27 protein-coding genes are annotated in these 26,171 nt (G+C 61.3%); 3 read left to right on the forward strand and 24 right to left on the reverse strand.

Going from position 1 to position 26,171, the window contains the following annotated elements; all coding sequences use genetic code 11:
* Nucleotides 1-16: 16 nt before the first annotated feature.
* From ACV8MC_RS25395 to ccmA, 10 genes are all read right to left on the reverse strand, one after another.
* Nucleotides 17-421, reverse strand: coding sequence for a hypothetical protein (locus tag ACV8MC_RS25395; protein WP_016771039.1), 405 nt, complete (start codon nt 419-421; stop codon nt 17-19).
* 25 nt (nt 422-446) lie between these two features.
* Nucleotides 447-1,646, reverse strand: coding sequence for a c-type cytochrome biogenesis protein CcmI (gene ccmI, locus ACV8MC_RS25400; protein ID WP_056783853.1), 1,200 nt, complete (start codon nt 1,644-1,646; stop codon nt 447-449).
* Nucleotides 1,643-2,113 carry a cytochrome c-type biogenesis protein gene (locus ACV8MC_RS25405; protein ID WP_016771041.1) on the reverse strand — a complete coding sequence of 157 codons (471 nt, stop codon included), beginning with the start codon at nt 2,111-2,113 and terminating at the stop codon, nt 1,643-1,645. Before ACV8MC_RS25405 ends, ccmI begins: the two co-directional genes overlap by 4 nt.
* Nucleotides 2,110-2,646, reverse strand: coding sequence for a DsbE family thiol:disulfide interchange protein (locus tag ACV8MC_RS25410; protein WP_457263965.1), 537 nt, complete (start codon nt 2,644-2,646; stop codon nt 2,110-2,112). Before ACV8MC_RS25410 ends, ACV8MC_RS25405 begins: the two co-directional genes overlap by 4 nt.
* On the reverse strand, nt 2,643-4,631 hold the full coding sequence (locus ACV8MC_RS25415) for a heme lyase CcmF/NrfE family subunit (protein ID WP_056783848.1): 1,989 nt from the start codon (nt 4,629-4,631) through the stop codon (nt 2,643-2,645). Before ACV8MC_RS25415 ends, ACV8MC_RS25410 begins: the two co-directional genes overlap by 4 nt.
* A gap of 3 nt (nt 4,632-4,634) precedes the next feature.
* Complete coding sequence (ccmE, locus tag ACV8MC_RS25420) at nt 4,635-5,090, reverse strand: cytochrome c maturation protein CcmE (protein ID WP_016771044.1); 456 nt, start codon at nt 5,088-5,090, stop codon at nt 4,635-4,637.
* A complete protein-coding gene (gene ccmD, locus ACV8MC_RS25425; protein ID WP_071171457.1) occupies nt 5,087-5,263 on the reverse strand; it encodes a heme exporter protein CcmD in 177 nt (58 codons plus the stop codon). The genes ccmE and ccmD overlap by 4 nt, the downstream gene beginning before the upstream one ends.
* The gene (locus ACV8MC_RS25430; RefSeq protein WP_457265604.1) at nt 5,260-6,015 is read right to left on the reverse strand and encodes a heme ABC transporter permease; all 756 of its coding nucleotides are present in this window, start codon (nt 6,013-6,015) and stop codon (nt 5,260-5,262) included. Before ACV8MC_RS25430 ends, ccmD begins: the two co-directional genes overlap by 4 nt.
* Nucleotides 6,016-6,112: 97 nt before the next feature.
* Nucleotides 6,113-6,781 carry a heme exporter protein CcmB gene (gene ccmB / locus ACV8MC_RS25435; protein WP_039763615.1) on the reverse strand — a complete coding sequence of 223 codons (669 nt, stop codon included), beginning with the start codon at nt 6,779-6,781 and terminating at the stop codon, nt 6,113-6,115.
* Entirely contained in the window at nt 6,778-7,413 is a 636-nt protein-coding gene (gene ccmA, locus ACV8MC_RS25440; protein WP_073472746.1) for a cytochrome c biogenesis heme-transporting ATPase CcmA, read from the reverse strand. The genes ccmB and ccmA overlap by 4 nt, the downstream gene beginning before the upstream one ends.
* 197 nt (nt 7,414-7,610) lie before the next feature.
* On the opposite strand from ccmA, the gene fliK reads away from it, so the two are divergent.
* From fliK to ACV8MC_RS25455, 3 genes are all read left to right on the forward strand, one after another.
* A complete protein-coding gene (gene fliK, locus ACV8MC_RS25445; protein WP_457263969.1) occupies nt 7,611-9,185 on the forward strand; it encodes a flagellar hook-length control protein FliK in 1,575 nt (524 codons plus the stop codon).
* On the forward strand, nt 9,182-9,511 hold the full coding sequence (locus ACV8MC_RS25450) for an EscU/YscU/HrcU family type III secretion system export apparatus switch protein (protein ID WP_041479625.1): 330 nt from the start codon (nt 9,182-9,184) through the stop codon (nt 9,509-9,511). The genes fliK and ACV8MC_RS25450 overlap by 4 nt, the downstream gene beginning before the upstream one ends.
* A 152-nt stretch (nt 9,512-9,663) precedes the next feature.
* The gene (locus ACV8MC_RS25455) at nt 9,664-11,058 is read left to right on the forward strand and encodes an RCC1 domain-containing protein (RefSeq protein ID WP_457263971.1); all 1,395 of its coding nucleotides are present in this window, start codon (nt 9,664-9,666) and stop codon (nt 11,056-11,058) included.
* Between the two features lie 142 nt (nt 11,059-11,200).
* Here ACV8MC_RS25455 and ACV8MC_RS25460 read toward each other — a convergent pair whose 3' ends face one another.
* The 14 genes from ACV8MC_RS25460 to flhA form a co-directional block, all read right to left on the reverse strand.
* Entirely contained in the window at nt 11,201-11,596 is a 396-nt protein-coding gene (locus ACV8MC_RS25460) for a DUF2802 domain-containing protein (protein WP_016771049.1), read from the reverse strand.
* 1 nt (nt 11,597) lies between these two features.
* Nucleotides 11,598-12,083: a chemotaxis protein CheW gene (locus ACV8MC_RS25465; RefSeq protein ID WP_016771050.1), complete on the reverse strand. Its 486-nt coding sequence runs from the start codon at nt 12,081-12,083 to the stop codon at nt 11,598-11,600.
* A gap of 90 nt (nt 12,084-12,173) precedes the next feature.
* Nucleotides 12,174-13,127, reverse strand: a complete 954-nt coding sequence (locus tag ACV8MC_RS25470; protein ID WP_252877693.1) for a CheW domain-containing protein — start codon at nt 13,125-13,127, stop codon at nt 12,174-12,176.
* 90 nt (nt 13,128-13,217) lie between these two features.
* On the reverse strand, nt 13,218-14,006 hold the full coding sequence (locus ACV8MC_RS25475) for a ParA family protein (RefSeq protein WP_024012121.1): 789 nt from the start codon (nt 14,004-14,006) through the stop codon (nt 13,218-13,220).
* Nucleotides 14,007-14,049: 43 nt separating this feature from the next.
* Complete coding sequence (gene motD / locus ACV8MC_RS25480; protein WP_016771054.1) at nt 14,050-14,940, reverse strand: flagellar motor protein MotD; 891 nt, start codon at nt 14,938-14,940, stop codon at nt 14,050-14,052.
* 12 nt (nt 14,941-14,952) lie between these two features.
* Nucleotides 14,953-15,693 (reverse strand): flagellar motor protein, encoded by a 741-nt coding sequence (locus ACV8MC_RS25485; protein WP_016771055.1) that lies wholly within the window; start codon nt 15,691-15,693, stop codon nt 14,953-14,955.
* The gene (locus ACV8MC_RS25490; RefSeq protein ID WP_095180725.1) at nt 15,693-16,838 is read right to left on the reverse strand and encodes a protein-glutamate methylesterase/protein-glutamine glutaminase; all 1,146 of its coding nucleotides are present in this window, start codon (nt 16,836-16,838) and stop codon (nt 15,693-15,695) included. The genes ACV8MC_RS25485 and ACV8MC_RS25490 overlap by 1 nt, the downstream gene beginning before the upstream one ends.
* 49 nt (nt 16,839-16,887) lie before the next feature.
* Nucleotides 16,888-19,173, reverse strand: a complete 2,286-nt coding sequence (locus ACV8MC_RS25495) for a chemotaxis protein CheA (RefSeq protein WP_457263975.1) — start codon at nt 19,171-19,173, stop codon at nt 16,888-16,890.
* Between the two features lie 53 nt (nt 19,174-19,226).
* The gene (locus tag ACV8MC_RS25500) at nt 19,227-20,015 is read right to left on the reverse strand and encodes a protein phosphatase CheZ (protein WP_016771058.1); all 789 of its coding nucleotides are present in this window, start codon (nt 20,013-20,015) and stop codon (nt 19,227-19,229) included.
* Between the two features lie 18 nt (nt 20,016-20,033).
* Entirely contained in the window at nt 20,034-20,405 is a 372-nt protein-coding gene (locus tag ACV8MC_RS25505; protein ID WP_024012118.1) for a chemotaxis response regulator CheY, read from the reverse strand.
* 167 nt (nt 20,406-20,572) lie between these two features.
* Complete coding sequence (gene fliA, locus ACV8MC_RS25510; RefSeq protein WP_016771059.1) at nt 20,573-21,313, reverse strand: RNA polymerase sigma factor FliA; 741 nt, start codon at nt 21,311-21,313, stop codon at nt 20,573-20,575.
* On the reverse strand, nt 21,310-22,140 hold the full coding sequence (gene fleN, locus ACV8MC_RS25515) for a flagellar synthesis regulator FleN (RefSeq protein ID WP_016771060.1): 831 nt from the start codon (nt 22,138-22,140) through the stop codon (nt 21,310-21,312). The genes fliA and fleN overlap by 4 nt, the downstream gene beginning before the upstream one ends.
* A gap of 116 nt (nt 22,141-22,256) precedes the next feature.
* Nucleotides 22,257-23,597 carry a flagellar biosynthesis protein FlhF gene (gene flhF / locus ACV8MC_RS25520; protein WP_252887510.1) on the reverse strand — a complete coding sequence of 447 codons (1,341 nt, stop codon included), beginning with the start codon at nt 23,595-23,597 and terminating at the stop codon, nt 22,257-22,259.
* An 11-nt stretch (nt 23,598-23,608) separates the two neighbouring features.
* Nucleotides 23,609-25,738 (reverse strand): flagellar biosynthesis protein FlhA, encoded by a 2,130-nt coding sequence (flhA, locus tag ACV8MC_RS25525; RefSeq protein ID WP_016771062.1) that lies wholly within the window; start codon nt 25,736-25,738, stop codon nt 23,609-23,611.
* Nucleotides 25,739-26,171 lie beyond the last annotated feature (433 nt).

Consider the following 26,171-nt stretch of genomic DNA (forward strand, 5'->3'; position numbering starts at 1 on the left):
AAGATCGCCGTTTCTCTTACTGCCCGAACTTCTTGCCCAACCCCGGCGGGACGCCGTGGATGTTGGTGTCTTCCCACGGGCCGTTGGGGCTGACCGAGCGGCTCCAGCCGTTGTTCCAGCGGTAGTAGGTGCGCTGGCGGTAGAAGGTGTTGGTCTGGTCGTCGAGCACGTAGACGCCGAGCTTCTGGTCCCAGTGGCTGTTGCCGCCCGGTGGCGGGGCAAAGCTGGCCGAGGTGCGGGGCACGGGCTTGGCGGGTTTGGCCGGGATGCTCTTGCCGGGGCTCGGCGAGGTCGACGGGGTCGGGCTCGGTTGCGAGGGCGGGATTGGCGGCAGGCTGGTGGTCGGTTCCGGGCGTTGTACCGCACATGCACTCAAGCCCAGGGCCAGTGTGAGGACTGTGATGCGGGCGATGGTGTGCATGGCGGTGCTTTCCTGTTGGGTCCGGTTACTTGTCCGGGCTGTCGATAGTCAGTTTTTGTGGCGCGGTGGTGCTGCTGGCTACTGGGCCGCTGCGACCGATCCACTCACCGGCAGTCGGTTGACCGGCCCGTGAGATGCGCGCAACCAGTTGGACTTCAGGGAAGTTGGACAGTTTCAACTGCGGCATCATTGCGTCGGCATCGCCCAGTTCGACGGTCACCGGCAGGTCAGCCACGGTCAGACGTTTGGCCGCCAGCGGCGCCGGTGGGCCTGAAGTGGCGCGGGCGAAGATGAACACGCTGTCGCCCGGTTGCACCTTGCTCCTGAGTTCGCTGGCCAGATCAACGCTGACTGTCAGCAATGCCGCTTTCGGCGCCGGTGCCTGGGCAACTTTGCCGCCGCTGGCTTTCAAGCGTTCGGCGGCACGCTCGATGCCGCCTTGCAGCGCAGCGCGAGAGTTGTCATCCGGCGGCAGTTGCGCGAGCAGGCGATTCCAGTAGTCGATGGCCTCCTGATAACGCTCGCCTTCGAACGCGGCGATGCCGAGCAGGCCGAGGCTGGTAACTTCCTTCGGATCGGCCTTCAGCGCTTCGTCGGTCAATTTCTGAATCTGCTCCGACCACTTTTTACCGTCAGCAAAATACTGCGCCTGCGCCCACTGGCCGAGCAGTTCCGGCTGGCGACCGGCGAGGTTGGCGGCGCGTTCGAACATCTTCGCCGCGTCTGCCGGACGGTCCTGAGCCATGTAGGTACGGCCGAGAAAATACAGACCTTCAGCGGAATCCGGTTGTGCGGCGACCGCACGTTCCAGACGCTGGGTCATCTCTTCCATCGACTGCGGTGCCTGAGCGAATTCGCGGGTCAGTTCGACCTTGTCGGCGGCGCCGAAATGCAGGTACAGACCGAGACCCAGCACCGGTACCAACACGGCGGCCAGCAGCGGCAACGGCTTGCCCAGGCGCGAGACACGCGGTGCGGTGACGCCTTCGGTGTCAGCGAGCAATTCACGCGCGGCTTCTGCGCGGCCGCTGTCCAGTTGCGCGGCGTCGAGCACGCCTTCGGCCTGCTGCGCTTGCAGCTCGGCAACCCGTTCCTGGTACAGCGCGACGTTCAACGCGGTGCGATCTTCTTCCCGCTGAGCGCGGCGTTCGCGCAGTACCGGGATCAGCAGAAAACTCAGGGCGACCAGAAGCAACAGCCCTGCGGCGAGCCAGAAATCAATCATTCTTGGTTTTTATCCAACAGTTGGTCGAGGCGCTGACGTTCTTCGGCAGACAGCGATGACGGCGTTTCGGCACGTTGCCCGCGACGCCTGCGCACGATCAGCGCGATCACCACGAAACCACCGAGCAGCAATCCGGCCGGACCGAACCACAGCAGCGCGGTTTTGGCATTGAGCGCCGGTTTGTAGCGGACGAAATCACCGTAGCGATCGACCATGAAGTCGATGATCTGCTGATTGTCCTTGCCCTCGCCGAGCATGCGGAAAATCTCTTTGCGCAGGTCGGCGGCAATCGGTGCGTTGGAGTCGGCGATGTCCTGGTTCTGGCATTTGGGGCAGCGCAGTTCCTTGGTCAGCTCGCGGAAACGCTCGCGGTCACCCTCTTTGGCAAATTCGTAGGTATCGATGGCCGCGTGGGCGACACCGGCCAGGCTCAAACCCAACACGACCGCAGCGAGAAAACGCTTCATGGCTTGGCCTCATCGACCAGCGCCTGATACTTGGCCGCGAGTTTTTCGCGCCAGACCTGCTCGTCGATCACCCCGACGAACTTGTCGCGGATGATGCCTTTGGCGTCGATGAAGAAGGTTTCCGGCGCGCCGTAGACACCGAGGTTGAGGCCCAGCGAACCCTCGTCGTCACGAATATCCAGCGCATACGGATTGTGAAACTCGGCCAGCCATTTCAAGGCGTCGGCATTGGTGTCCTTGTAGTTGATGCCGTAGATCACCACGCCGCGCTCGGCAAGTTTGTTCAGCACCGGATGCTCGACCCGGCAGGAAATGCACCAAGTGCCCCAGACATTGACCAGCGCCGGTTTGCCGAGGATGTCGGCCTTGGTCAGCGTCTTGTCACCCTGCACACTCGGCAGGGAAAACTCCGGGAACGGCTTGTCGATCATCGTCGACGGCAGCTCCGCCGGATCCAGGTACAAGCCGCGATAGAGAAACACCGCCACCAGCAGAAAAATCGCCAACGGCAACAACATCAACCAACGCCTCATGCCGCCGCTCCCGTCATGCCCAGCGCTTCGCGCACTTTGCTTTTCACCTTGACCCGATAACGCCGATCCAGCGCCGCCAGCAAACCACCCAATCCGGTGAGCAAGCCGCCGAACCAGATCCAGCGCACAAACGGTTTGACGTGTACGCGCACGGCCCAGGCGCCATTATCCAGCGGCTCGCCGAGGGCGACGTAGAGATCGCGAGTGAAACCGGCATCGATCCCGGCTTCGGTCATCACCGAGTTCTGCACGGTGTACAGACGCTTTTCCGGGTGCAGCACGCTGATTTCCTCGCCGTCACGAATGACGCGGATGGTGCCTTTGTCGGAGGTAAAATTCGGCCCCTCGAAATGCTTGGCGCCCTCGAAGACGAATTGATAGCCGGCCAGATCCATCGACTCGCCCGGTGCCAGACGCAGGTCGCGCTCGGCACTGTTCTGGCTCGACAACACCACGCCCAGCGCGCACACCGCGATGCCGAGGTGAGCGATCTGCATGCCCCAATAACTGCGGGTCAGCGTCGGCAAACCTTTGATCAGGCCTTTGTGCCGAGTCTTGTCGAACAGATCGCGCACACCGGCAAGCAACACCCACGCCGCCAGCAGGAACGTCGCGATCACTGCCCAGTTAAAGTCGCCATAAGCCACGCCGGCCACCACGGCCAATGCGACGCTGCCGAGCAGCACCGGAGTGAGCATGCTCGCCAGCCATTTCACTGGCGTGTCCTTCCAGCGCACGATCACGCCGATCGCCATGACCAGCATCAGCAACGCCATCAACGGAATGAACAACGCATTGAAGTAAGGCGGGCCGACCGACAGCTTGGCGCCACTGATGGCATCAAGAATCAGCGGATACAAGGTCCCAAGGAGGATCATCGATGCAGCGACAACCAGCACCAGGTTGTTGCCCAGCAGCAAGGTTTCCCGTGACCAAAGATTGAACCCGACCTGGCTTTTCACCACTGGCGCGCGCAGGGCGAAAAGGGTCAGCGAACCGCCCACCACGAACAGCAGGAAAATCAGGATGAACACGCCGCGCTCGGGATCCGAAGCGAAGGCATGCACCGAAGTCAGCACACCCGAGCGTACAAGGAAAGTGCCGAGCAGGCTCAACGAAAACGCGGCAATCGCCAGCAACACCGTCCAGCTCTTGAACACCCCACGTTTCTCGGTGACCGCCAGCGAGTGAATCAACGCGGTGCCGACCAGCCATGGCATGAACGAGGCATTTTCCACCGGGTCCCAGAACCACCAGCCGCCCCAGCCGAGTTCGTAATACGCCCACCACGAACCGAGGGTGATGCCGATCCCGAGGAAGGCCCAGGCGACGATGGTCCATGGCCGCGACCAGCGCGCCCATGCCGCATCGAGACGGCCGCCGAGCAGCGCGGCGATGGCAAATGCGAAGGCCACAGAGAAACCGACGTAACCCATGTACAGCATCGGCGGATGCACGATCAGGCCAATGTCCTGCAGCAACGGGTTGAGGTCGCGACCGTCTGCGGGAATCTGTGGCAGGATCCGCGAAAACGGGTTCGAGGTAAGAATCAGGAACAGCAGGAAACCGGTGCTGATCATGCCCATCACCGCCAGGACGCGGGCGAGCATGACTTGCGGCAACTGCCGGGAGAACACCGACACGGCGAAGGTCCAGCCGCCGAGGATCAACGCCCACAGCAGCAGGGAACCTTCGTGGGCGCCCCACACCGCGCTGAATTTGTAGTACCAGGGCAGCGCGCTGTTGGAGTTCATCGCCACGTAGCCGACGGAGAAATCGTCGGTCATGAACGCATAGGTCAGGCAGCCAAAGGCAAACAGCAGAAAGGCGAACTGGCCCCACGCTGCCGGTTGCGCCAGGCTCATCCACAAGCGGTCGCCGCGCCACGCGCCGAGCATCGGCACCAGCGCTTGGACGAGTGCAAAACACAGGGCGAGGATCATCGCCAGATGGCCCAGCTCGGGAATAAACAGTGCGGCAGCCATCGATCAACCCTCCTTCACAGGCGTCGGTGCGGATTGACCGCTGTCCTTCAGCGCTTTGGTCACTTCCGGCGGCATGTACTTCTCGTCGTGCTTGGCCAGCACTTCATCGGCGACCACTACGCCATCAGCGTTGAGCTTACCGAGGGCAACGATGCCCTGCCCTTCGCGGAACAGATCCGGGAGGATGCCGCGATAGGCGATGGTCACGGATTTGTTGAAATCGGTGACGACGAATTTGACGTCCAGCGAATCCTTGGAGCGTTGCAGCGAACCGGCCTCGACCATGCCGCCGGCGCGGATGCGCGTGTCCTGCGGCGCTTCGCCGTTGGCGATTTGCGTCGGCGTGTAAAACAGATTGATGTTTTCCTGCAACGCGCTCAGGGCCAGGCCGACAGCAGCGCCCACTCCGACCAGAATCGCCAGAATGATGATCAGACGTTTTTTGCGCAGCGCATTCACTTGCCGTTCTCCCGGCGCAGCCGACGCGCCTCTTGTTGCAGATAACGCTTACGCGCCGCAATCGGCGCCACCACGTTGAGGGCCAGCACCGTCAGGCAGATGCCGTAGGCCGACCAGACATACAGGCCGTGATGGCCCATGGCGAGAAAATCGCCGAATGAAGCAAAACTCATCGCGCCGCCTCCAGACTCTGCTGCACTTCGGTCTTCACCCAACTGGCGCGGGCCTCGCGCTTGAGCACTTCCAGCCGCATGCGCAGCAACAGCACGGCGCCGAAGAAGCAGTAGAAACCCAGCACCGTCAGCAGCAGCGGCAGCCACATTTCCGCTGGCATCGCCGGTTTTTCCGTGAGGGTGAACGTCGCGCCCTGGTGCAGGGTGTTCCACCACTCCACCGAGTATTTGATGATCGGAATGTTGATCACGCCAACGATCGCCAGCACCGCGCAGGCCTTGGCGGCGCTGTCGCGGTTGCTGATGGCATTGCCCAGCGCGATCACGCCGAAATACAGAAACAGCAGAATCAGCATTGAGGTCAGGCGCGCATCCCACACCCACCACGAGCCCCAGGTTGGTTTGCCCCAGATGGCCCCGGTGACCAGCGCCACGGCGGTCATCCACGCACCGATCGGTGCGGCGCATTGCAAAGCGACGTCGGCCAGTTTCATCTTCCACACCAGCCCGACTACGCCGCACAGCGCGAGCATCACGTAGATCGACTGGGCGAGCATCGCCGCTGGCACGTGGATATAGATGATGCGAAAGCTGTTGCCTTGCTGGTAATCCGGCGGCGCGAACGCCAGGCCCCAGACCACGCCAACGCCGATCAGCAGCAACGCTGCAATGCTCAACCACGGCAGGAACTTGCCGCTAATGCCGTAGAACCACTTGGGCGAGCCGAGCTTGTGAAACCAGGTCCAGTTCATACTGTTTCCGTCACGGTTGCCGCTCATCATCGCGAGCTGGCAGAGGGTCATGCCTTTCTTCTGGAAGAAGTGGTCAATTTTTGACCAGGCCTCATTATTATTCGCCGACGCTGATCTTCAGGCCAGCGGCTATTGCAAAGGGTGTCAGGGTGATCGCCAGCGCTGTGAGGCTGGCCATCCACAACAAGTATCCGGTCGCCGGCATGCCTTGCAACGCCGCTTGCAACGCGCCACTGCCAAGGATCAACACCGGGATGTACAACGGCAGAATCAGCAGCGCCAGCAACAGCCCGCCGCGCTTCAGGCCGACCGTCAGCGCAGCACCGACTGCACCGAGCAGGCTCAACACCGGCGTGCCCAACAGCAACGACAGCAGCAGCACCGGCAGGCACGCAGCCGGCAAACCGAGCATCAACGCCAGCAACGGCGACAGCAGCACCAGTGCCAGACCGGAGAACAGCCAGTGTGCCAGCACCTTGGCCAGGACCAGAAGCGGCAGCGGGTGCGACGAAAGGACCCACTGTTCCAGCGAGCCGTCTTCGAAGTCACTGCGAAACAATCCGTCCAGCGACAGCAGGACCGACAACAACGCCGCCACCCAGACTAACCCCGGGGACAGGTTTTGCAAGACTTGAGTTTCCGGGCCGACGGCCAGCGGGAAAAGGGCAATGACGATGGCAAAGAAAATCAGCGGATTGGCCAGCTCCGCCGGGCGGCGGAACAGCAGTCGCGATTCGCGGGCAAGCAGCAGGCCGAAGACACTCATACCGCCCATTTCCCCAGATCGATGTCGCGATAACCGGCCGGCATGCGGCTCAGGGTGTGGTGGGTGGTCAGCACCACCAGACCGCCGCGTTCGCAGTGGCCGGCCAGATGCTCTTCCAACTGAGCGACGCCCTGCTTGTCCAGCGCGGTGAACGGTTCGTCGAGAATCCACAACGGCGGGCTGTCCAGATACAACCGCGCCAGCGCCACGCGGCGCTGTTGGCCGGCGGAAAGACTGTGGCAGGGAACGTCTTCGAAACCGCGCAATCCTACTGCTGCCAGCGCCTGCCAGATCGCCTCGCGTTCGGCGGGATGATGCAGGGCGCACAGCCACGACAGGTTTTCTTCGGGAGTGAGCAGATCCTTGATCCCGGCAGCGTGGCCGATCCACAACAGGTTTCGCGCCAGTTCGCTGCGTTGCTCGGTCAGCGGCTGACCGTTGAGCAGCACCTGGCCGTCGGTGGGTTGCATCAAACCGGCGAGCAGACGTAAAAGACTGGTCTTGCCGCTGCCGTTGGGGCCGCTGATCTGCACCATGTCACCACTGGCCAGGCGCAATTCGAGGTTTTCGAAAAGCAGCCTGAGATCGCGTTCACACGCCAGGGCAACGGTTTGCAGGACAGGACTGGTCAAGGGATCACGGGCCTTATACGGTTCAAGTCGGCTCTAGAGCGGCCGTTAAAGAGATGCAGCATAGATGCTTTGATCGCTCGATCTGGCGAGCTGGATCAAACAATTGCCAGGTTTTTTGAACGAAGCGCACGACGCGCGGCATTATACATGCCGTGCCTTACTCTCAAGAGCGCAATTTCCTCAGGTTGTGTCCGCGTATGACAGGCGAAATGAACATCCTCCCGCTGCCGCCCACCGTGCCGGCGAGCGCTCGCCCGCAGATGGGTGAACTGCTCAAGCTGCTGACGCCGGTCGAGGGCTTGATCGGCGCGGGACAAAGCGCCAAGGCTGAGGTGTTGTCGCTCAAGCAGGCCGATCAGACCTTTGAATTGCTGTTGAAAGTGACCCTCGACAGCGGCCGTCAGACCACCGTGCAGGCCAGCAGCAACCTGCCGTTGCCACAGGGCACCAACCTGGCGATCACTCAGCCATCGGCCGGTAATCTGGCGATCACCGTACAGCAAGCGATCGCCAGCAGCGTCGCCACCCTCACCCGCATCGATACCGCGCAATTGCCCGCCGGCACCTTGCTGCAAGGCAAAGTCGTGACTTCGCAGGCCCTGCCGCAGACGCCGGGGCAAGCGGCGGTATTTCGCTCGATGGTCACCCTGCTCAACACCGCATTGAGCGGCAGCACTTTGACCGTCGACAGCCCGCAACCGCTGCGCATCGGCACCTTGTTGTCGGCGCAGGTGCAGGATGCGCAAACCCTCAAATTCGTGCCGCTGAGCAGCCGCCAGGAACAACTGGCGGTCAGTCAGCGATTGCTCGGTCAGCAAAGTCGTCAGGGCTCGCTCGATGGCTTGCTGAAGTTGTTGCAGAGCCTGCCGCCATCCAGCGATCAGACTTCGGCCGATCTGCGCGCGCTGGTCAACAAGCTGCTTGCCAGCCTGCCGGACCTGCCGCAAATGAGCACCGCCAAAGGCGTGGCGCTGGCATTGGCCAACAGCGGCGCGTTCCTCGAAGCGAAATTGCTCAGCGGACAAAACCCGACTCTCGCCCCGGACATGAAAGCCGACCTGCTAAAACTGATCGCGCAACTGACTCCGGGCCTGCCGAGCAACACTAATTTCAATGCGATCATCGCCGCCAATACCCTGGCCCAGGCACTGCCGAGTTTCGTCCGGAACGCCCTCGGCACCCTCGGCCAGGTCAGCGCCAAACCGGTGCCGAGCAGCTTCCCGTTGCCCGAACGACTGCTGGCGAAACTCGAAGGCGAAGGTGATCTCGAACAACTGCTGCGCCTCGCCGCCGCAGCGGTGTCGCGTCTGCAAAGCCATCAGTTGTCGAGCCTGGAACAGACCGGCGTCACCGACGATGGCCGCCTGCTCAGCACCTGGCAGCTGGAAATCCCCATGCGCAACCTGCAGGACATCGTGCCGCTGCAGGTCAAATTCCAGCGTGAAGAAGCGCCGGAGCGGGAGCCGCAGCCGCATGAACGCCGCGATGAACGCGAAGCCAAACAGCAACTGTGGCGCGTCGATCTGGCCTTCGATCTGGAACCGCTCGGGCCGATGCAGATTCAGGCGCAACTGATCGCCGGCAGCCTGTCCAGTCAGCTGTGGGCCGAGCGGCCGTACACCGCCGACCTGATCGAGAACAACCTGTTCGCCCTGCGCCAGCGCTTGCTCGATTCCGGGCTCAACGTCGGCGACCTCGACTGCCACCACGGCACCCCGCCGCAAGGCAACCAAACCCGCCTCGAACACCGCTGGGTCGACGAAACCGCATGAACGATTCCACCGCCCCACGCCAGGCCATCGCCCTCAAATACGACGGCAACCACGCCCCGACCCTCACCGCCAAGGGCGACGAAGAACTGGCCGAAGAAATCCTGCGTATCGCTCGCGATTACGAAGTGCCGATCTACGAGAACGCCGAACTGGTGCGCCTGCTGGCGCGGATGGAACTGGGCGACAGCATTCCCGAAGAGCTCTATCGCACCATCGCCGAGATCATCGCGTTTGCCTGGAACCTGAAGGGCAAATTCCCCGAAGGACAAGACCCCAACGCGCCGATGGTCGAGAAGGACATCACCGCACGCGGGGATGACTACTGAGCCGCAGTCGCAGTCTCGTGTGCGCCCTGCCATATACCGTTTGTCGCTACTGTCAGGTCTGACAGTAGCGCATGCCCGATCCCGCAGCGCTTGATTACGGACCAGACCTGACCAGGTTGCCCGCAGGTCCACAATCTTGAGGGATTGATTCCATGCCAAACGAGAAAGATGAATTGCCCCTGAAGATAAACGCTGAAGGCGGACTGCTGGTCATGGGCGCACGCGGCAATCGGGGTGGTCTTGGCAACTTCTACACGCGCAGCTGGCGACTTGTAGCGCTGGACGCCTCAACGCTCAAACCGTTGAACGTCACGTGGCAGTATGTTGGAGACAAGCAGCCAGCCACTGGTAGCGAATTTTTCGATGTCCGGCCTTATGAGGAACTGATCGTCTGGTCGGGCAAGAAACGGATAACCCTGAACCCGTCAAACATTATCGGTACATCATTCGCCCTGTGCGCTGTTTTGGACAGCCGGGCAGTCCATGCATGGGGTCACGTCGATGGCGGCGGCACTTTGCCGGAACCGGTAAGAGAAGCGCACGACGTCGTAGAGTTGTCGGCGGGGATGAGAGCCTTTGCGATTCGGCGCGCGCAAGGCAATGTCCTCGCTTGGGGACTTCAGCCCAGCGGGACCGTCCCCGAAGATATCGCACAGCTGAATACGGTTGTCGCGGTGTCGGGAAGCACTTATGTTTTCGTAGCCCTTCTTGAATCGCGCAAGCTTGTCGCATGGGGCATGCCCGAGATGGGAGGCGCACTTCCGCCCGAAATCGCCGATTTGACCGATATCATGCAAGCGTCGGGTGGCCAGTATGGTTTCGCCGCGCTGCGCAGCACTGGCAACGTCGTCTGTTGGGGCTATCATGACCATTCAGCGCAGTTGCCGGACGATATCGCGTTGCTCACCGACATAACCAGACTGGCTTGCTCGACTCATGCTTTCGCAGTACTGAGCGGCAATGGCCAAGTGCGCGCATGGGGGCATGAATCGCTTGGAGGCCAAGTGCCGTCGGACATCGCAGCGCTTAGAGATATCGTCGACCTGGCCAGTAACAGCTCAGCCTTTGCAGCACGCAGAAGCAATGGCGCACTGGTCGTATGGGGACATATGCCGGCCATGCCAGAAGAGATTGCCAGTCGCAACGACATCGTCCACGTCATAGGCTCCGGATCCGGATTTGTCGTGCTGTGCGGGGATGGCTCAGTGCACGCTTGGGCTACCCTCCCCAGCGATATCGTTAACATTCCGCCAGACATTCGCCAGTTGAGAGACATTGTCGCCATTAATGCCAACCAAGACGCGGTCGTAGCATTGCGCAGCAACGGCGTGGCAGTTGCGTGGGGAAGAGAGAACGGCGGCGGCGATACCAGCGCAGTTGCCCATTTGCTCACTGACGTTCGTGCTGTGTACGGAGGAGGCGATACCTTCGTGGCACTCAGGGCAGATCGTCGGGTAGTGGCTTGGGGCAACGCCGACTTCGGCGGTAACGGTGAGCAGAAAGCCCTGTATCAACTGATCAGTTACACAAAAACTCCGGCGAGCTGATCCGGACAACTGCGGATCGCTATGCCTGCGATGCAATCGAGAAAAAAGATCGCAGCCTTCGACACCGCTTACACGAGATTTATGCAGGCGCTGCCTCCGATGCGATCTTTTGATCTTGCTTGCCGCTTGAAGCTTGAAGCCCCTAGCTGCCCTTGTGCAACTTGCGCATCAACTCCGCCTCAGCCTGGGTCAAGCCGCACGACTGAGTCAGTTCATCGACGCTGGCGCCCATGCCCACCAGTTTCGCCGCTTGGGCGAATGACAGGCTCGACGGGTCGCGTTGTTCCAGTGCAACGATCTTGTCCGGCAACGGGCTTACCACCGCGCGCAACTCGTGCAGGGCCTCGCCCATGCGCACGTTGCCGTTCTGGTAATCGTCGACGCGTTTGGCCAGTTCCTTGATGCGCTGATCACGCAGCGCATCACCCTGGGCCTGCTGTGCAGCGATCACTCGCTGCGCCTTGATGTACGAGACGAACATCGCCAGCGTGCCGGCCCAGAACAGGAACAGAACAATTACCGCAACCTCGAGAATCAAATCAGATGCTCTCCAGTTCCGACCATTCTTCTTCGCTCATCATCTTGTCCAGCTCGACCAGAATCAGCAGCTCATTGTTCTTGTTGCACACGCCCTGAATGAACTTGGCCGATTCTTCGTTACCGACGTTCGGCGCAGTTTCGATTTCCGACTGACGCAGGTAAACCACTTCGGCCACGCTGTCGACCATGATGCCAACGACTTGCTTGTCGGCTTCGATGATGACGATACGGGTGTTGTCGCTGATCTCGCCGCTGTGCAGGCCGAAGCGCTGACGGGTGTCGATCACGGTGACCACGTTACCGCGCAGGTTGATGATGCCCAGCACGTAGCTCGGTGCACCCGGCACCGGCGCGATCTCGGTGTAGCGCAGCACTTCCTGCACGCGCATCACGTTGATGCCGTAGGTTTCGTTATCCAGTTTGAAGGTCACCCATTGCAGGATCGGATCTTCAGAACCTTTTGCATTCGACGCCTGACTACTCATACCCTGACCCCTCGAAAAAACCGCCCCGGGCGGTGTGTGTTCTGTGTGGTGGCATTGGAAAATGCCATCGCCTGATTGTTATGTCGGCTGCTATGTCGGTTTATGTAGCGGCTTGTTGCCACTCAAGTGCTTTGCCCCGCCGCTGGCGATCAACTCGGCCAGTGCGGATACGTCAAGCAATGCACACATGTGCTCGATCACGGTGCCGGCGAGCCATGGCCGCTGACCCCGGTGACTTCTCCATTTGATTTCATTCGGGTCCAGGCGCAACGAGCGGCTGACCTGATGCACCGCCAGCCCCCACTCGTAACCTTGTACCGAAATCACGTATTGCAGGCCCTGCCGGAAGTCATCGCGGTAACGATCCGGCATGACCCAGCGCGCGGTGTCCAAAACTTTCAGGTTGCCAGCCTGGCTCGGCAGAATGCCGAGGAACCACTCCGGCTGACCAAACAGCGGCGTCAGCTCGTGGCCGGCCAGCGAATAGATCGAGCCGAGGCACACCAGCGGCACCGCCAGGGTCAGCCCGGCAACGTCGAACAGCAAGCATTCGAATGCATCGGCAGCCCAGGCCGGACGGCCATCGGGTTCGACCGGTGGCGGCGGGTTGTTCGGTGGCAGGTGCACTTCGACCAGCGGCGGGACCAGCACCTTCGGCTCCGCAATCTGCGGCGCGGGTTCTGGCTCCGGCTCGGGTTCCGGCACGGTCAATAATTGCGTTTGCAGCAGCGGCGCCAAGGTCGACAGCGGCGCGCGCGGTTCGTCGATCAGCGCGACTGGCGCTTTGGCCACGGGGGCAGCAGCGGGCGCGGCAATTGGAGCGACGGATTTCTGCGCGTCGCGGGCCTGTTCTTCCAGCACCGCGGCCTGGAACTCGTCCATGGCCTCGGTGCTTTCCACCACTTCAGGCTGCGCCTGTTCGACGACTGGCGGCGGCGCTTCGACCGGCGCAGGCAAGTCCTCGGGCAGGTCGAGCAACAGGTCTTCCAGATAGGACTGCAAGGCCTGTTGCGGACGTGACGTGAGTTTCACTGGGCGGTTCATCGGTGATCAACGCCAGGCAGGGAAACCGCGTCGTCCGCTTCGCGAGCAGGCTCGCTCCCACAGGGTTCGGGCAAGCAGATCGGAATCATCTCAGGCCACCTGCGGAACAAGTTGCTGCGCGAGCAGGTGCTTGAGCAGCGCACGATAGGCCAGCACACCACGGCTCTTGCCGTCGAATTGCGAAGGCGTGACGCCGGCACGGCTGGCGTCGCGCAGACGAGTATCGACCGGGATGTAGCCGTGCCAGATGTCGTCGGGAAATTTGTCACGCAGCACGCGCAAGGTGCCCATCGACGCCTGCGTGCGGCGGTCGAACAGGGTCGGCACGATGCTGAACGGCAGCGGTTGTTTGCGCGAGCGATTGATCATCGCCAGGGTGTTGACCATGCGCTCCAGACCTTTCACGGCCAAGTGCTCGGTCTGCACCGGGATCACCAGTTGCTGGCTCGCCGCGAGAGCGTTGACCATCAGCACACCGAGCAACGGCGGGCTGTCGATGATCGCGTAATCGAAGTCCTGCCACAGTTGCGCCAGACTCTTGGCGATCACCAGACCCAGGCCACTCTGCCCCGGCGACTGCCGCTCAAGGGTGGCCAGTGCGGTGCTCGATGGCAGCAGGGAAATGCGTTCGTCGCTGGTCGACAACAGCAACTGCCCCGGCAGGCCTTGCGGCACGCTGCCCTTGTGCAGAAACAGATCGTAGTTGCTGTGCTCCAGGCTGTCGGGGTCGTAACCGAAATAGCTGGTCATCGAGCCGTGCGGGTCGAGATCGACCACAACCACGCGCTTGCCCGCCTCGGCCAGCAATCCGGCTAAAGCGATGGAGGATGTGGTTTTACCAACACCACCCTTTTGATTGGCGACTGCCCAGACTCTCATTCAGTTCGTTCCTCCCGGCCAGGTTGATTGGCCGAGACATGCTTCAGCGTGTTAATGCGGGCGACGGAGAATTGACGGCACTCTCGCGTCCCGGCGTCTTGACCGGGGTCGGTGCAGTTTGTGTGCCAGCGCGCTTCAACGCCGCGTCCGGTTGCGCATTGGCGGTTCCGGTGCCCGTCAGGCTGCGGCGCACATCGAGATTGCGCGACACCACCAGCACCACGCGGCGGTTCTTCGCCCGGCCTTCGACCGTGGCGTTATTGGCCACCGGCTGGAATTCGCCGTAGCCCACCGACGCCAGTCGCCCAGGGTTTACGCCCTGCATGGCGAGCATGCGCACGATGCTCGCCGAGCGCGCCGAGGACAGTTCCCAGTTGGTCGGGTACTGCGCGGTGCGGATCGGTTGATCGTCGGTGAAGCCTTCGACGTGGATCGGGTTATCGAACGGTTTGAGGATCGCCGCGACCTTGTCGATGATGTTGAACGCGATGTCGCTCGGCATGGCATCGCCGCTGCCAAACAACAGGCTGGAATTGAGCTCGATCTCGACCCACAACTCGTTGCCGCGCACGGTCATCTGGTTGGAGCTGATCAAGTCACCGAAGGCGGCACTGATGTCATCGGCGATGCTTTTCAGCGGATCGCTGGCCCCGGAAATACCGGCGTCGACCTGTTCGGCATCCTTGACCAGCGGCTTGGCCGGGGTCACGGTTTTCGGTCGTTCGTCGCCGATCGGAATCGGCTTGAGCGAGCGGTCGGAGTCGGTAAACACGCCGATCAGCGCTTCGGAAATGACTTTGTATTTGCCTTCGTTGATCGACGAGATCGAGTACATCACCACGAAAAACGCGAACAGCAAAGTGATGAAATCCGCGTAAGACACGAGCCAGCGCTCGTGATTGACGTGTTCTTCCTGGTGGCGACGACGAGCCATGAGGTTATTCCCTTAGTCCATGAAGCCTTGCAGCTTCAACTCAATGGAACGAGGGTTTTCACCTTCGGCGATCGACAGAATTCCTTCCAGCAACATTTCGCGATAACGCGACTGCCGCAACGCGATGGACTTGAGCTTGGCCGCGACCGGCAAGAGGATCAGGTTGGCACTGGCCACGCCATAGATGGTCGCGACGAACGCCACGGCAATGCCGTTACCCAGTTGCGACGGATCAGCGAGGTTGCCCATCACGTGAATCAGGCCCATCACCGCACCGATGATGCCGATGGTCGGCGCGTAGCCGCCCATGCTTTCGAACACCTTGGCCGCTTCGATATCGCGGGATTCCTGAGTGTAGAAATCCACTTCGAGAATGCTGCGAATGGCTTCCGGCTCGGCGCCGTCGACCAGCAATTGCAGGCCCTTGCGCGAATAGCTGTCAGGTTCGGCGTCGGCCACGCCTTCGAGGCCGAGCAGGCCTTCCTTGCGCGCCGTCAGGCTCCAATTGACCACGCGGTCGATGCCGCCGGCCAGGTCGACACGCGGCGGAAAGAAGATCCAGCCGAGAATCTGCATGGCGCGCTTGAACGCGCTCATCGGCGATTGCAGCAGCGCAGCACCGACCGTGCCGCCCAGTACGATCAGCGCCGCCGGGCCGTTGGCCAGCGCGCCGAGGTGACCGCCTTCAAGGTAGTTGCCGCCGATGATGGCGACGAACGCCATGATGAGGCCGATTAGGCTGAGAACATCCATCAGATACACGCCTCGACGATGTGCTTGCCGATGTCGTCCAGACCATACACCGCGTCAGCAAGATCGGCTTTGACGATGGCCATCGGCATGCCGTAGATCACGCAGCTAGCTTCGTCCTGTGCCCACACCGAACTGCCGCCCTGCTTGAGCAGACGCGCGCCTTCGCGGCCGTCGGCGCCCATGCCGGTCAGCACCACTGCCAGAACTTTGTCGCCGTAAGACTTGGCTGCAGAACCGAAGGTAATGTCCACGCACGGCTTGTAATTCAGACGTTCGTCACCCGGCAAAATCTTCACCGCGCCACGGCCGTCGATCATCATCTGCTTGCCACCCGGCGCCAGCAGCGCCAGGCCCGGACGCAGGATGTCACCATCCTCGGCTTCCTTGACGCTGATGCGGCAGAGCTTGTCGAGACGCTCGGCAAACGCCTTGGTGAACGCCGCCGGCATGTGCTGGATCAGCACGATCGGCGCCGGGAAGTTCGCCGGCAACTGCGTCAGTACGCGTTGCAGCGCGACCGGGCCACCCGTCGAGGTGCCGATGGCAACCAGTTTGTAGGCTTTGCGTTTCGGAGCCGGCGACGAAGCGCTGGCAGCGGATGCACGGGCAGGCGCTGGCGCAGGCGCCGGACGTGCCGGGACAGGGCTGCTGTGGCTCGTGTGGCTGCCGTAGCTGGACGCTGGCGGAGCAGGCGTCGGCGCTGGCGCAGCGGCGGGAGCCGGCGCGCTGTAGGCACTGAAACGACGATTGCTGCGCGAGATGCTGTGGACTTTCTCGCACAGCAGTTGCTTGACCTTCTCGGGATTGCGCGAAATGTCTTCGAAATTCTTCGGCAGGAAATCCACCGCGCCGGCGTCCAGCGCATCGAGGGTTACCCGCGCGCCTTCGTGGGTCAGCGAGGAGAACATCAACACCGGGGTCGGGCAGCGCTGCATGATGTGCCGCACTGCCGTGATGCCGTCCATCATTGGCATCTCGTAGTCCATGGTGATCACGTCAGGCTTGAGGGCCATGGCCTGATCGATCGCCTCTTTACCGTTGGTGGCCGTGCCGACCACCTGGATGCTCGGATCCGCCGAAAGAATTTCCGAGACGCGGCGGCGGAAAAAACCCGAATCGTCCACCACCAGGACTTTGACTGCCATAAACACTCCATTAGGTGCAGCGGCGCGTCATCGCGCCGCCGCCCCGGATTCAAATACGCTTTGTGGCGTAACGCTTGAGCATGCTTGGAACATCGAGAATCAGCGCAATGCGGCCGTCACCGGTGATGGTGGCGCCGGACATGCCCGGAGTTCCCTGGAGCATTTTGCCCAATGGCTTGATGACCACTTCTTCCTGGCCGACCAGTTGATCGACGACGAAGCCGATGCGCTGAGTGCCCACCGAAAGAATCACCACATGGCCTTCGCGCTGCTCTTCGTGAGCGGCGGAGCTGACCAGCCAGCGCTTGAGGTAGAACAATGGCAGCGCCTTGTCGCGCACGATCACCACTTCCTGACCGTCGACGACGTTGGTGGTCGACAGGTCGAGGTGGAAGATTTCGTTGACGTTGACCAGCGGGAACGCAAACGCCTGATTGCCCAGCATGACCATCAGCGTCGGCATGATCGCCAGGGTCAGCGGCACCTTGATGACGATCTTCGAGCCTTGGCCCTTGGTCGAGTAGATGTTGATCGAACCGTTGAGCTGGGAAATCTTGGTCTTCACCACGTCCATGCCGACACCACGGCCGGACACGTCGGAGATCTCGGTCTTGGTCGAGAAACCCGGAGCGAAAATCAGGTTGTAGCACTCGGTATCGCTCAGGCGATCGGCGGCGTCCTTGTCCATCACACCGCGTTTTACCGCGATCGAACGCAGGACGTTCGGGTCCATGCCTTTGCCGTCGTCGGAGATCGACAGCAGGATATGGTCGCCTTCCTGCTCGGCCGCCAGCACCACGCGACCGCCACGGGCCTTGCCCGATGCTTCGCGTTCTTCCGGCGACTCGATGCCGTGGTCGACAGCGTTGCGCACCAAGTGGACCAGCGGGTCGGCCAGAGCCTCGACAAGGTTTTTGTCGAGGTCGGTTTCTTCGCCCACCAGTTCCAGGTTGATCTCTTTCTTGAGCTGACGTGCGAGGTCGCGAACCAGACGCGGGAAGCGCCCGAAGACCTTCTTGATCGGCTGCATCCGCGTTTTCATCACGGCGGTCTGCAGGTCAGCGGTGACCACGTCGAGGTTCGACACGGCCTTGGACATGGCTTCGTCGCCGCTGTTGAGGCCCAGACGCACCAGACGGTTACGCACCAGCACCAGCTCACCGACCATGTTCATGATCTCGTCGAGCCGCGCGGTGTCGACGCGCACGGTGGTTTCCGCTTCGCTGGCCGGTTTTTCTGCCGGTGCAGCGGCTGGCGCACGGGCCGGAGCCGGTGCAGCCGCGGCGGCCGGTTTCGGCGCCTCGGCTTTCGGTTCAGGCTTGGCGGCAGGTTTCGGCGCAGCAGCGGCAGCCGGAGCTTTCGCCGTTGGCGTGGCGACGCTCGACGCAGAGCCGGCAGTCGCAGCGCTGGCGTCAAACTTGCCTTTGCCGTGCAATTCGTCGAGCAGCGATTCGAATTCGTGATCGCTGATCAGGTCACTGCCGGCCGCAGCGGCTGCCGGTGCAGCAGGTGCTGACGGGGCGGAAGCGATGGCCGATTCCAGCGCGTCAACGGCGAAGTTGCCCTTGCCGTGCAACTGATCGAGCAAGGCTTCGAATTCGTCGTCGGTGATGTCCGAGCTGTCGCCCGCAGCAGGCGCGGCCGGAGCAGCCGGCGCTGCTGGTGCCGCCGGAGCGACCGCATCGACAGCAAACTGGCCTTTGCCATGCAGTTGATCGAGCAGCGATTCAAATTCGGCGTCGGTGATTTCATCGCTCGCCGCCGTGTCGGCAACCGACGCGGGCGCCACAGCAGCGGCCGGAGCCTCAGCCTGGGCCTTGACGGCGTTCAGCGAGTCCAGCAGTTGTTCGAATTCGTTATCGGTGATGTCGTCCGAGGAGTCGCTTTCAACGACCAGTTCTTCGATCATCTCGGCAACCGGCGAAGCCGGGGCTTCATCCGCCGATTGCGGTTCGGCCAGACGCGCCAGCGCGGCCAACAGTTCCGGCGTGGCAGCGGTGATCGGTGCACGCTCACGGACTTCGCTGAACATGCTGTTCACCGCGTCCAGTGCTTCGAGCACAACGTCCATCAGCTCTGCATCAACGCGACGCTCACCCTTGCGCAGGATGTCGAAAACGTTTTCGGCGATGTGACAGCACTCCACCAGCTCATTGAGCTGAAGGAAGCCGGCGCCCCCTTTTACAGTGTGGAAACCGCGAAAAATTGCATTGAGCAGATCTGCATCATCCGGGCGGCTTTCCAGCTCGACCAGTTGTTCGGACAGTTGCTCAAGAATCTCGCCGGCCTCAACCAGGAAATCCTGAAGGATCTCTTCATCGGCGCCGAAGCTCATTAATGGGGTGCTCCTACAGGTCTAAAAACCCAAAAAACCCGAATTCCGAAACTCTAGAATCCAAGGCTGGATAACAAATCGTCCACATCGTCCTGACCGGACACAACGTCTTCTCGTTTATCGGCATGAATCTGCGGACCTTCACCCTGCGAGAGATGTTTTTGTGGATCTTTTTCAGCAAGCATTGCGGCGCGGTCATGTTCGATGCCCGCAAAGCGGTCGACCTGACTGGCCATGAGCACGAGTTTGAGCAGATTGCTTTCGACTTCGGTGACCAGTTGGGTCACACGCTTGATCACTTGACCTGTGAGGTCCTGGTAATCCTGAGCCAGCAGGATGTCGTTGAGGTTGCTCGACACCGCACGGTTGTCCGTGCTGCTGCGTGACAGAAAACCGTCGACCCGGCGCGCCAGTTCACGGAACTCTTCAGCCCCGACCTCGCGACGCATGAAGCGGCCCCAATCGGCGCTCAACGTCTGCGCTTCATCAGCCAGACTGTTGACCACCGGGGTGGCGCTTTCCACCAGATCCATGGTGCGGTTGGCCGCGGCTTCCGTCAGCTTGACCACATAGCCCAGGCGTTCGGTGGCGTCGGTGATTTGCGACACTTCCTCGGCCTGCGGCATGTGCGGATCGATCTGGAAATTGACGATCGCACTGTGCAGTTCACGTGTGAGCTTGCCCACTTCCTGATACAGGCCGCGGTCACGGGTCTGATTGAGCTCATGGATCAGTTGCACCGCGTCGCCGAACTTGCCTTTTTCAAGGCTCTCGACCAGTTCGACCGCGTGTTTTTTCAGGGTCGATTCGAAATCGCCCTGTGATGATTCGTTATGCTCCATAGCTCCCCCGCGCATTCATCAGCCGATGCGTTCGAAAATCTTCTCGATTTTGTCTTTCAACGCTTGAGCCGTGAAAGGTTTGACTACGTAACCGTTCACACCGGCCTGAGCGGCCTCGATGATCTGCTCGCGCTTGGCTTCAGCAGTCACCATCAACACCGGGAGGTGCTTGAGTTTTTCATCGGCGCGCACGTGACGCAGCAGGTCGATACCGGTCATGCCCGGCATGTTCCAGTCCGTTACCAGAAAGTCGATGCTGCCGCTGTTGAGCACCGGAATGGCAGTGGTGCCATCGTCGGCCTCGACGGTGTTGGTGAACCCAAGATCGCGCAGCAGGTTCTTGATGATCCGCCGCATCGTTGAGAAGTCATCAACGATGAGGATTTTCATGTCTTTGTTCAATTCGACCTCCAAGCAGTCTTAAACGCGCCCAGCACCTGGACGCGCCACTTCAATCAATCGGCGCAGCACTTAAAGTTTGTCTGGAGCACAACGGATCGAGACCGGCGCCGTTCATCACCGCACCAGCCTCGTTTCGCAGTGTCCCCACACTGCCTTCAGCGCGCTCGCCACTCCCCCAAACGCCCCCGCAGACGGGCCGCGCACTGGCTGTGTAACTGGCTGACCCGCGATTCACTGACGCCAAGGACTTCACCGATCTCCTTGAGGTTCAGCTCTTCGTCGTAGTACAGCGCCAACACCAGTCGCTCACGCTCCGGCAAATTGGCAATCGCGTCCGCCAGCGCCGCCTGAAAGCGTTCATCTTCCAGATCGCGTGACGGCTCCATATGAGCACTGGCGCCATCCTCGTGCAGCCCTTCGTGTTCGCCGTCCTGCAACAGGTCGTCGAAACTGAACAGGCGACTGCCCAAGGTGTCATTCAGAATCCCGTAGTAATCGTCGAGACTCAATTGGAGTTCGGCCGCAACCTCGTGATCTTTAGCGTCACGGCCGGTTTTAGCTTCAATCGAGCGAATCGCGTCGCTGACCATCCTGGTATTACGGTGAACCGAGCGTGGCGCCCAATCCCCTTTGCGCACTTCATCGAGCATCGCGCCGCGGATTCGAATGCCCGCGTACGTTTCGAAACTGGCGCCTTTGCTGGCGTCGTATTTGGTCGAGACTTCCAGCAAACCGATCATCCCGGCCTGGATCAGGTCTTCGACCTGCACGCTGGCCGGCAGGCGCGCCAGCAAGTGATAGGCAATGCGCTTGACCAGTGGCGCGTAACGCTCGATCAATTCGTATTGCGCGTCACGCGCCGACTTTTTGTAAAGATTCATGCCACTGGCGGTCATATCACAGGCCCTGCGGTTTGCTGCACGAGACGCTCGACGAAAAATTCCAGATGCCCGCGCGGGTTGGCGGGCAGCGGCCAGGTATCGACCTTCTGGGCGATGGCTTTGAAGGCCAGTGCGCACTTGGAACGGGGAAAGGCTTCGTAGACGGCGCGCTGCTTCTGCACTGCCTTGCGCACGCTTTCGTCGTATGGCACGGCGCCGACGTATTGTAGGGCGACGTCGAGGAAGCGATCCGTGACCTTGGTCAACTTGGCGAACAGGTTGCGCCCTTCTTGCGGGCTCTGCGCCATGTTGGCCAGCACGCGGAAGCGGTTCATGCCGTAGTCGCGGTTGAGCAACTTGATCAGCGCGTAAGCGTCGGTGATCGAAGTCGGCTCGTCGCAGACCACCAGCAACACCTCTTGCGCGGCACGAACGAAACTGACTACCGAGTCACCAATACCCGCAGCGGTGTCGATCACCAGCACGTCGAGATTGTCGCCGATGTCGCTGAACGCCTGGATCAGGCCGGCATGTTGCGCCGGGCTCAGGTGCACCATGCTCTGCGTGCCGGAGGCCGCCGGCACGATGCGAATCCCGCCCGGGCCTTGCAACAGCACGTCGCGCAGTTCGCAACGGCCTTCGATAACGTCGGCCAGTGTGCGCTTGGGTGTCAGCCCCAGCAGAACGTCGACGTTCGCCAGGCCCAGGTCGGCGTCCAGCAGCATGACCCGACGGCCAAGCTCTGCCAGCGCCAGCGACAAGTTCACTGACACGTTAGTCTTGCCGACGCCACCTTTGCCGCCGGTCACCGCGATCACCTGTACGGGATGCATGCTGCCCATGTTATTTCTTTACCTTGTCTTGCATAGACGGAGGCCACATTACTGGCTGCGCGTTCCTGATCGGAACAATGCGTGGCAGACCATCGATGTAGGTACAAAAACTGTTCATGATTACCTCAGCCAACCTGCTTGGTCGGGCTGTGATAGATATCAGCGAACATGTCAGCCATGGCTTCTTCGCTGGGTTCTTCCTGCATTTGCACGCTGACGGCGCGGCTGACCAGTTGATGACGGCGCGGCAGATGCAGATCATCTGGAATCCGTGGGCCATCGGTCAGATACGCGACCGGCAATTCATGACTGATCGCCAGGCTCAACACTTCGCCGAGACTGGCCGTTTCATCCAGTTTAGTCAGGATGCAGCCGGCCAGCCCGCAACGCTTGTAACTGTGATAAGCGGCGGTTAGAACCTGTTTCTGGCTGGTGGTTGCCAGGACCAGATAATTTTTTGAGCGAATGCCACGCCCGGCCAGGCTCTCAAGCTGCATGCGCAACGCCGGATCACTGGCTTGCAGGCCGGCAGTATCGATCAAAACCACGCGTTTGCGTAGCAGTGGATCCAATGCCTGCACCAGCGACTGACCCGGATCGACGTGCGTTACCGGCACGTTGAGGATGCGCCCGAGGGTTTTCAATTGTTCCTGAGCGCCGATGCGGAAGCTGTCCATGCTTACCAGTGCAACGTTCTGCGCGCCGTACTTGAGCACATAACGCGCGGCGAGCTTGGCCAGCGTGGTGGTCTTGCCCATGCCGGCGGGGCCGACCATGGCAATCACACCGCCCTCTTCCAGCGGCTCGACTTCCGGCACGGCAATCATCCGCGCCAGGTGGGCCAACAGCATGCGCCAGGCCTGACGGGGTTCTTCGATATCGGTGATCATCGCCAACAGATCGCGCGACAGCGGGCCGGACAGGCCGATGCGCTGCAGACGGCGATACAGATTGGCCTGGGCCGGACGGCTGCCTTGCAGCTGATTCCAGGCCAGGGTGCCGAGCTGCACTTCCATCAGCTCGCGCAAGCTGTTCAATTCAAAACGCATCGAATCCAGTGCACGCGGATCGACACCCGCCGAGGCCTGCGCAGGCGCTGCGGCCGGGCGCGGCGGGGCAGCGTAGGTTGGCTCGCTCAGCGGCTCGGCAGCGGTCAGCGGCAGGCCTGCGGTCAACGGCAGCCCGGCGAACAACTGCTGATTGGTGTTGCCGTCGGCTTCGCCACGCAGGCTCAGCTCGGCCTGGGCGGTGACGATGCGCGACTGGGTCTTGCGCAGCTCGTCTTCGAGTTCCATGTTCGGAACCCGTGGCGCCAGCGCCGACAATTTGTAATCCAGAGCCGCCGTCAACTCGACGCCGCCGGCAATGCGGCGGTTGCCGATGATGGCGGCATCAGCGCCCAGCTCATCGCGAACCAGCTTCATGGCCTGACGCATATCGGCGGCGAAAAAACGCTTAACTTGCATAAACCACTACCTCAGCCGTTGGGCCCTACTGTCGCAACGATGGTCACTTGCTTGTTGTCCGGTACTTCCTGGTAGGCCAGTACATGCAGCCCTGGCACTGCGAGGCGGCCGAAACGCGAGAGCATCGCGCGAATCGGGCCTGCTACCAGCAGGATCACCGGTTGGCCTTGCATTTCCTGACGCTGGGCCGCTTCGATCAACGAACGTTGCAGCTTCTCGGCCATGCTCGGCTCCAGCAGAACGCCCTCTTCCGAGCCTTGTCCTGCCTTCTGCAGACTATTGAGCAATATCTGTTCCAACCTTGGTTCCAATGTGATTACAGGCAGCTCGGACTCAGTGCCTACAATGCTTTGGACGATTGCACGGGATACGCCGACCCGCACAGCGGCGACCAGCGCGGCGGTATCTTGACTCTTGGCAGCGTTGTTCGCGATCGCTTCGGCGATGCTGCGAATGTCGCGCACCGGCACGTGCTCGGCGAGCAGCGCTTGCAGGACCTTGAGCAACTGCGACAGCGAAACCACGCCCGGCACCAGCTCTTCCGCCAGTTTCGGCGAGCTCTTGGCCAGCAATTGCATGAGTTGCTGCACTTCCTCGTGGCCGATCAGCTCACTGGAGTGCTTGTACAGAATCTGGTTCAAGTGCGTGGCGACCACGGTGCTGGCGTCAACCACGGTGTAGCCGAGCGATTGCGCCTGGGCGCGCTGGCTGATTTCGATCCACACCGCCTCCAGGCCGAAAGCCGGATCTTTGGCGTTGATCCCGTTGAGCGAGCCGTACACCTGGCCGGGGTTGATCGCCAGTTCGCGGTCCGGGTAGATCTCGGCCTCAGCGAGAATCACGCCCATCAGCGTCAAGCGATACGCGCTCGGCGCCAGATCAAGGTTGTCGCGGATGTGCACGGTCGGCATCAAAAAGCCCAGATCCTGCGAGAGCTTCTTGCGCACACCCTTGATCCGCGCGAGCAATTGCCCCCCCTGATTGCGGTCCACCAGCGGAATCAGGCGATAGCCGACTTCGAGGCCGATCATGTCGATCGGCGTCACGTCGTCCCAGCCCAGCTCTTTGGTTTCCATGGCGCGGGCCGGCGACGGCAGCAGTTCCTGCTGACGCTTGACCTCTTCCAGCGCCACGACCTTGGCGACGTTCTGCTTCTTCCAGAACAGGTACGCGCCGCCTGCGGCCAGCGCGGCCATGCTCAGGAAGGAGAAGTGCGGCATGCCCGGCACCAGACCCATCACCGCCATCAAACCAGCGGCCACGGCCAGCGCTTTCGGCGAGGCGAACATCTGGCGGTTGATCTGCTTGCCCATGTCTTCCGAGCCGGAAGCACGGGTCACCATGATCGCCGCTGCTGTAGATAACAACAGTGATGGCAATTGCGCCACTAAACCGTCACCGATGGTCAGCAAAGCGTAAACCTTGCCCGCGTCGCCGAAGCTCATGCCGTGCTGGAAGATACCAACCGCCATGCCGCCAATGAGGTTGATGAACAGAATCAGCAGGCCGGCGATGGCGTCACCGCGGACGAACTTGCTGGCACCGTCCATCGAACCGTAGAACTCGGCCTCTTGGGCGACTTCCTGACGGCGCGACTTGGCCTGGTTCTGGTCGATCAGGCCGGCGTTGAGGTCGGCGTCGATCGCCATTTGTTTGCCGGGCATCGCATCGAGGGTGAAGCGCGCGCTCACCTCGGAAATCCGCCCGGCACCCTTGGTCACCACGACGAAGTTGATGATCATGAGGATAGCGAAGACCACGATACCGACCACGTAGTTACCGCCGATCACCACCTCACCAAAGGCCTGAATCACCTTACCGGCAGCGGCGTGGCCGTCCTGACCGTGGAGCATCACCACCCGCGTCGAGGCCACGTTCAAGGCCAGCCGCAGCAGCGTCGCCACCAGCAGAATGGTCGGGAACACGGCGAAATCCAGCGGCCGCAGCGCATACACGCAGACCAGCAGGACGACGATCGACAGAGCGATGTTGAAAGTAAAGAAGACGTCGAGCAGGAACGGCGGTACCGGCAACATCATCATCGCCAGCATGACCAGCAGCAACAACGGCACGCCCAGATTGCCTCGACTGAGGTCGGCAACGTTGGTGCGTGCTGTATTGAATAACTGAGTGCGATCCACCGGTTTTCCCCGTTCCTTTAAAGCAAACTTTTGACGCCCCGAACGGGCGCAGGGCGGCTACTGCAAGAAGCTTTCCAACTTTTGCCGGGGAATGAAATAGAGCGGTTTTACTTGGGATTTATCGGCTGATTGGGCTGGCCCCTTCGCGAGCAGGCTCGCTCCCACAGTTTGACATGCATTCCCAATCGGACATTTGGAATACGGCCCCTGTGGGAGCGAGCCTGCTCGCGAAGAGGCCTTCGAATGCGGCGCATTTTTTTCGATTTAAACGAAGCTGTTTACAAGACACCAGCAGACACGGTCTCAAGGCTACAAATCCTTGCGCCATTGCCTACAGCCAAGCCAGAATCCGCCGGCTTGTGCACCTGGGGGTCGGATTCTATTGTGGTCCGGTCGCTGACGAATCAGCGATCGGGTTTAGCGACCCGGATCT

The organism is Pseudomonas sp. PK-RTE-24 (assembly GCF_054052265.1).

Bases quoted from the DNA above. Each gene is read 5' to 3' on its own strand.
- ACV8MC_RS25395 (WP_016771039.1), bottom strand. From the start codon at position 421: ATGCACACCATCGCCCGCATCACAGTCCTCACACTGGCCCTGGGCTTG.
- ccmI (WP_056783853.1), bottom strand. From the start codon at position 1,646: ATGATTGATTTCTGGCTCGCCGCAGGGCTGTTGCTTCTGGTCGCCCTG.
- ACV8MC_RS25405 (WP_016771041.1), bottom strand. From the start codon at position 2,113: ATGAAGCGTTTTCTCGCTGCGGTCGTGTTGGGTTTGAGCCTGGCCGGT.
- ACV8MC_RS25410 (WP_457263965.1), bottom strand. From the start codon at position 2,646: ATGAGGCGTTGGTTGATGTTGTTGCCGTTGGCGATTTTTCTGCTGGTG.
- ACV8MC_RS25415 (WP_056783848.1), bottom strand. From the start codon at position 4,631: ATGGCTGCCGCACTGTTTATTCCCGAGCTGGGCCATCTGGCGATGATC.
- ccmD (WP_071171457.1), bottom strand. From the start codon at position 5,263: ATGAGTTTTGCTTCATTCGGCGATTTTCTCGCCATGGGCCATCACGGC.
- ACV8MC_RS25430 (WP_457265604.1), bottom strand. From the start codon at position 6,015: ATGAACTGGACCTGGTTTCACAAGCTCGGCTCGCCCAAGTGGTTCTAC.
- ccmB (WP_039763615.1), bottom strand. From the start codon at position 6,781: ATGAGTGTCTTCGGCCTGCTGCTTGCCCGCGAATCGCGACTGCTGTTC.
- fliK (WP_457263969.1), top strand. From the start codon at position 7,611: ATGACAGGCGAAATGAACATCCTCCCGCTGCCGCCCACCGTGCCGGCG.
- ACV8MC_RS25450 (WP_041479625.1), top strand. From the start codon at position 9,182: ATGAACGATTCCACCGCCCCACGCCAGGCCATCGCCCTCAAATACGAC.
- ACV8MC_RS25455 (WP_457263971.1), top strand. From the start codon at position 9,664: ATGCCAAACGAGAAAGATGAATTGCCCCTGAAGATAAACGCTGAAGGC.
- ACV8MC_RS25465 (WP_016771050.1), bottom strand. From the start codon at position 12,083: ATGAGTAGTCAGGCGTCGAATGCAAAAGGTTCTGAAGATCCGATCCTG.
- ACV8MC_RS25470 (WP_252877693.1), bottom strand. From the start codon at position 13,127: ATGAACCGCCCAGTGAAACTCACGTCACGTCCGCAACAGGCCTTGCAG.
- ACV8MC_RS25475 (WP_024012121.1), bottom strand. From the start codon at position 14,006: ATGAGAGTCTGGGCAGTCGCCAATCAAAAGGGTGGTGTTGGTAAAACC.
- motD (WP_016771054.1), bottom strand. From the start codon at position 14,940: ATGGCTCGTCGTCGCCACCAGGAAGAACACGTCAATCACGAGCGCTGG.
- ACV8MC_RS25485 (WP_016771055.1), bottom strand. From the start codon at position 15,693: ATGGATGTTCTCAGCCTAATCGGCCTCATCATGGCGTTCGTCGCCATC.
- ACV8MC_RS25490 (WP_095180725.1), bottom strand. From the start codon at position 16,838: ATGGCAGTCAAAGTCCTGGTGGTGGACGATTCGGGTTTTTTCCGCCGC.
- ACV8MC_RS25495 (WP_457263975.1), bottom strand. From the start codon at position 19,173: ATGAGCTTCGGCGCCGATGAAGAGATCCTTCAGGATTTCCTGGTTGAG.
- ACV8MC_RS25500 (WP_016771058.1), bottom strand. From the start codon at position 20,015: ATGGAGCATAACGAATCATCACAGGGCGATTTCGAATCGACCCTGAAA.
- ACV8MC_RS25505 (WP_024012118.1), bottom strand. From the start codon at position 20,405: ATGAAAATCCTCATCGTTGATGACTTCTCAACGATGCGGCGGATCATC.
- fliA (WP_016771059.1), bottom strand. From the start codon at position 21,313: ATGACCGCCAGTGGCATGAATCTTTACAAAAAGTCGGCGCGTGACGCG.
- fleN (WP_016771060.1), bottom strand. From the start codon at position 22,140: ATGGGCAGCATGCATCCCGTACAGGTGATCGCGGTGACCGGCGGCAAA.
- flhF (WP_252887510.1), bottom strand. From the start codon at position 23,597: ATGCAAGTTAAGCGTTTTTTCGCCGCCGATATGCGTCAGGCCATGAAG.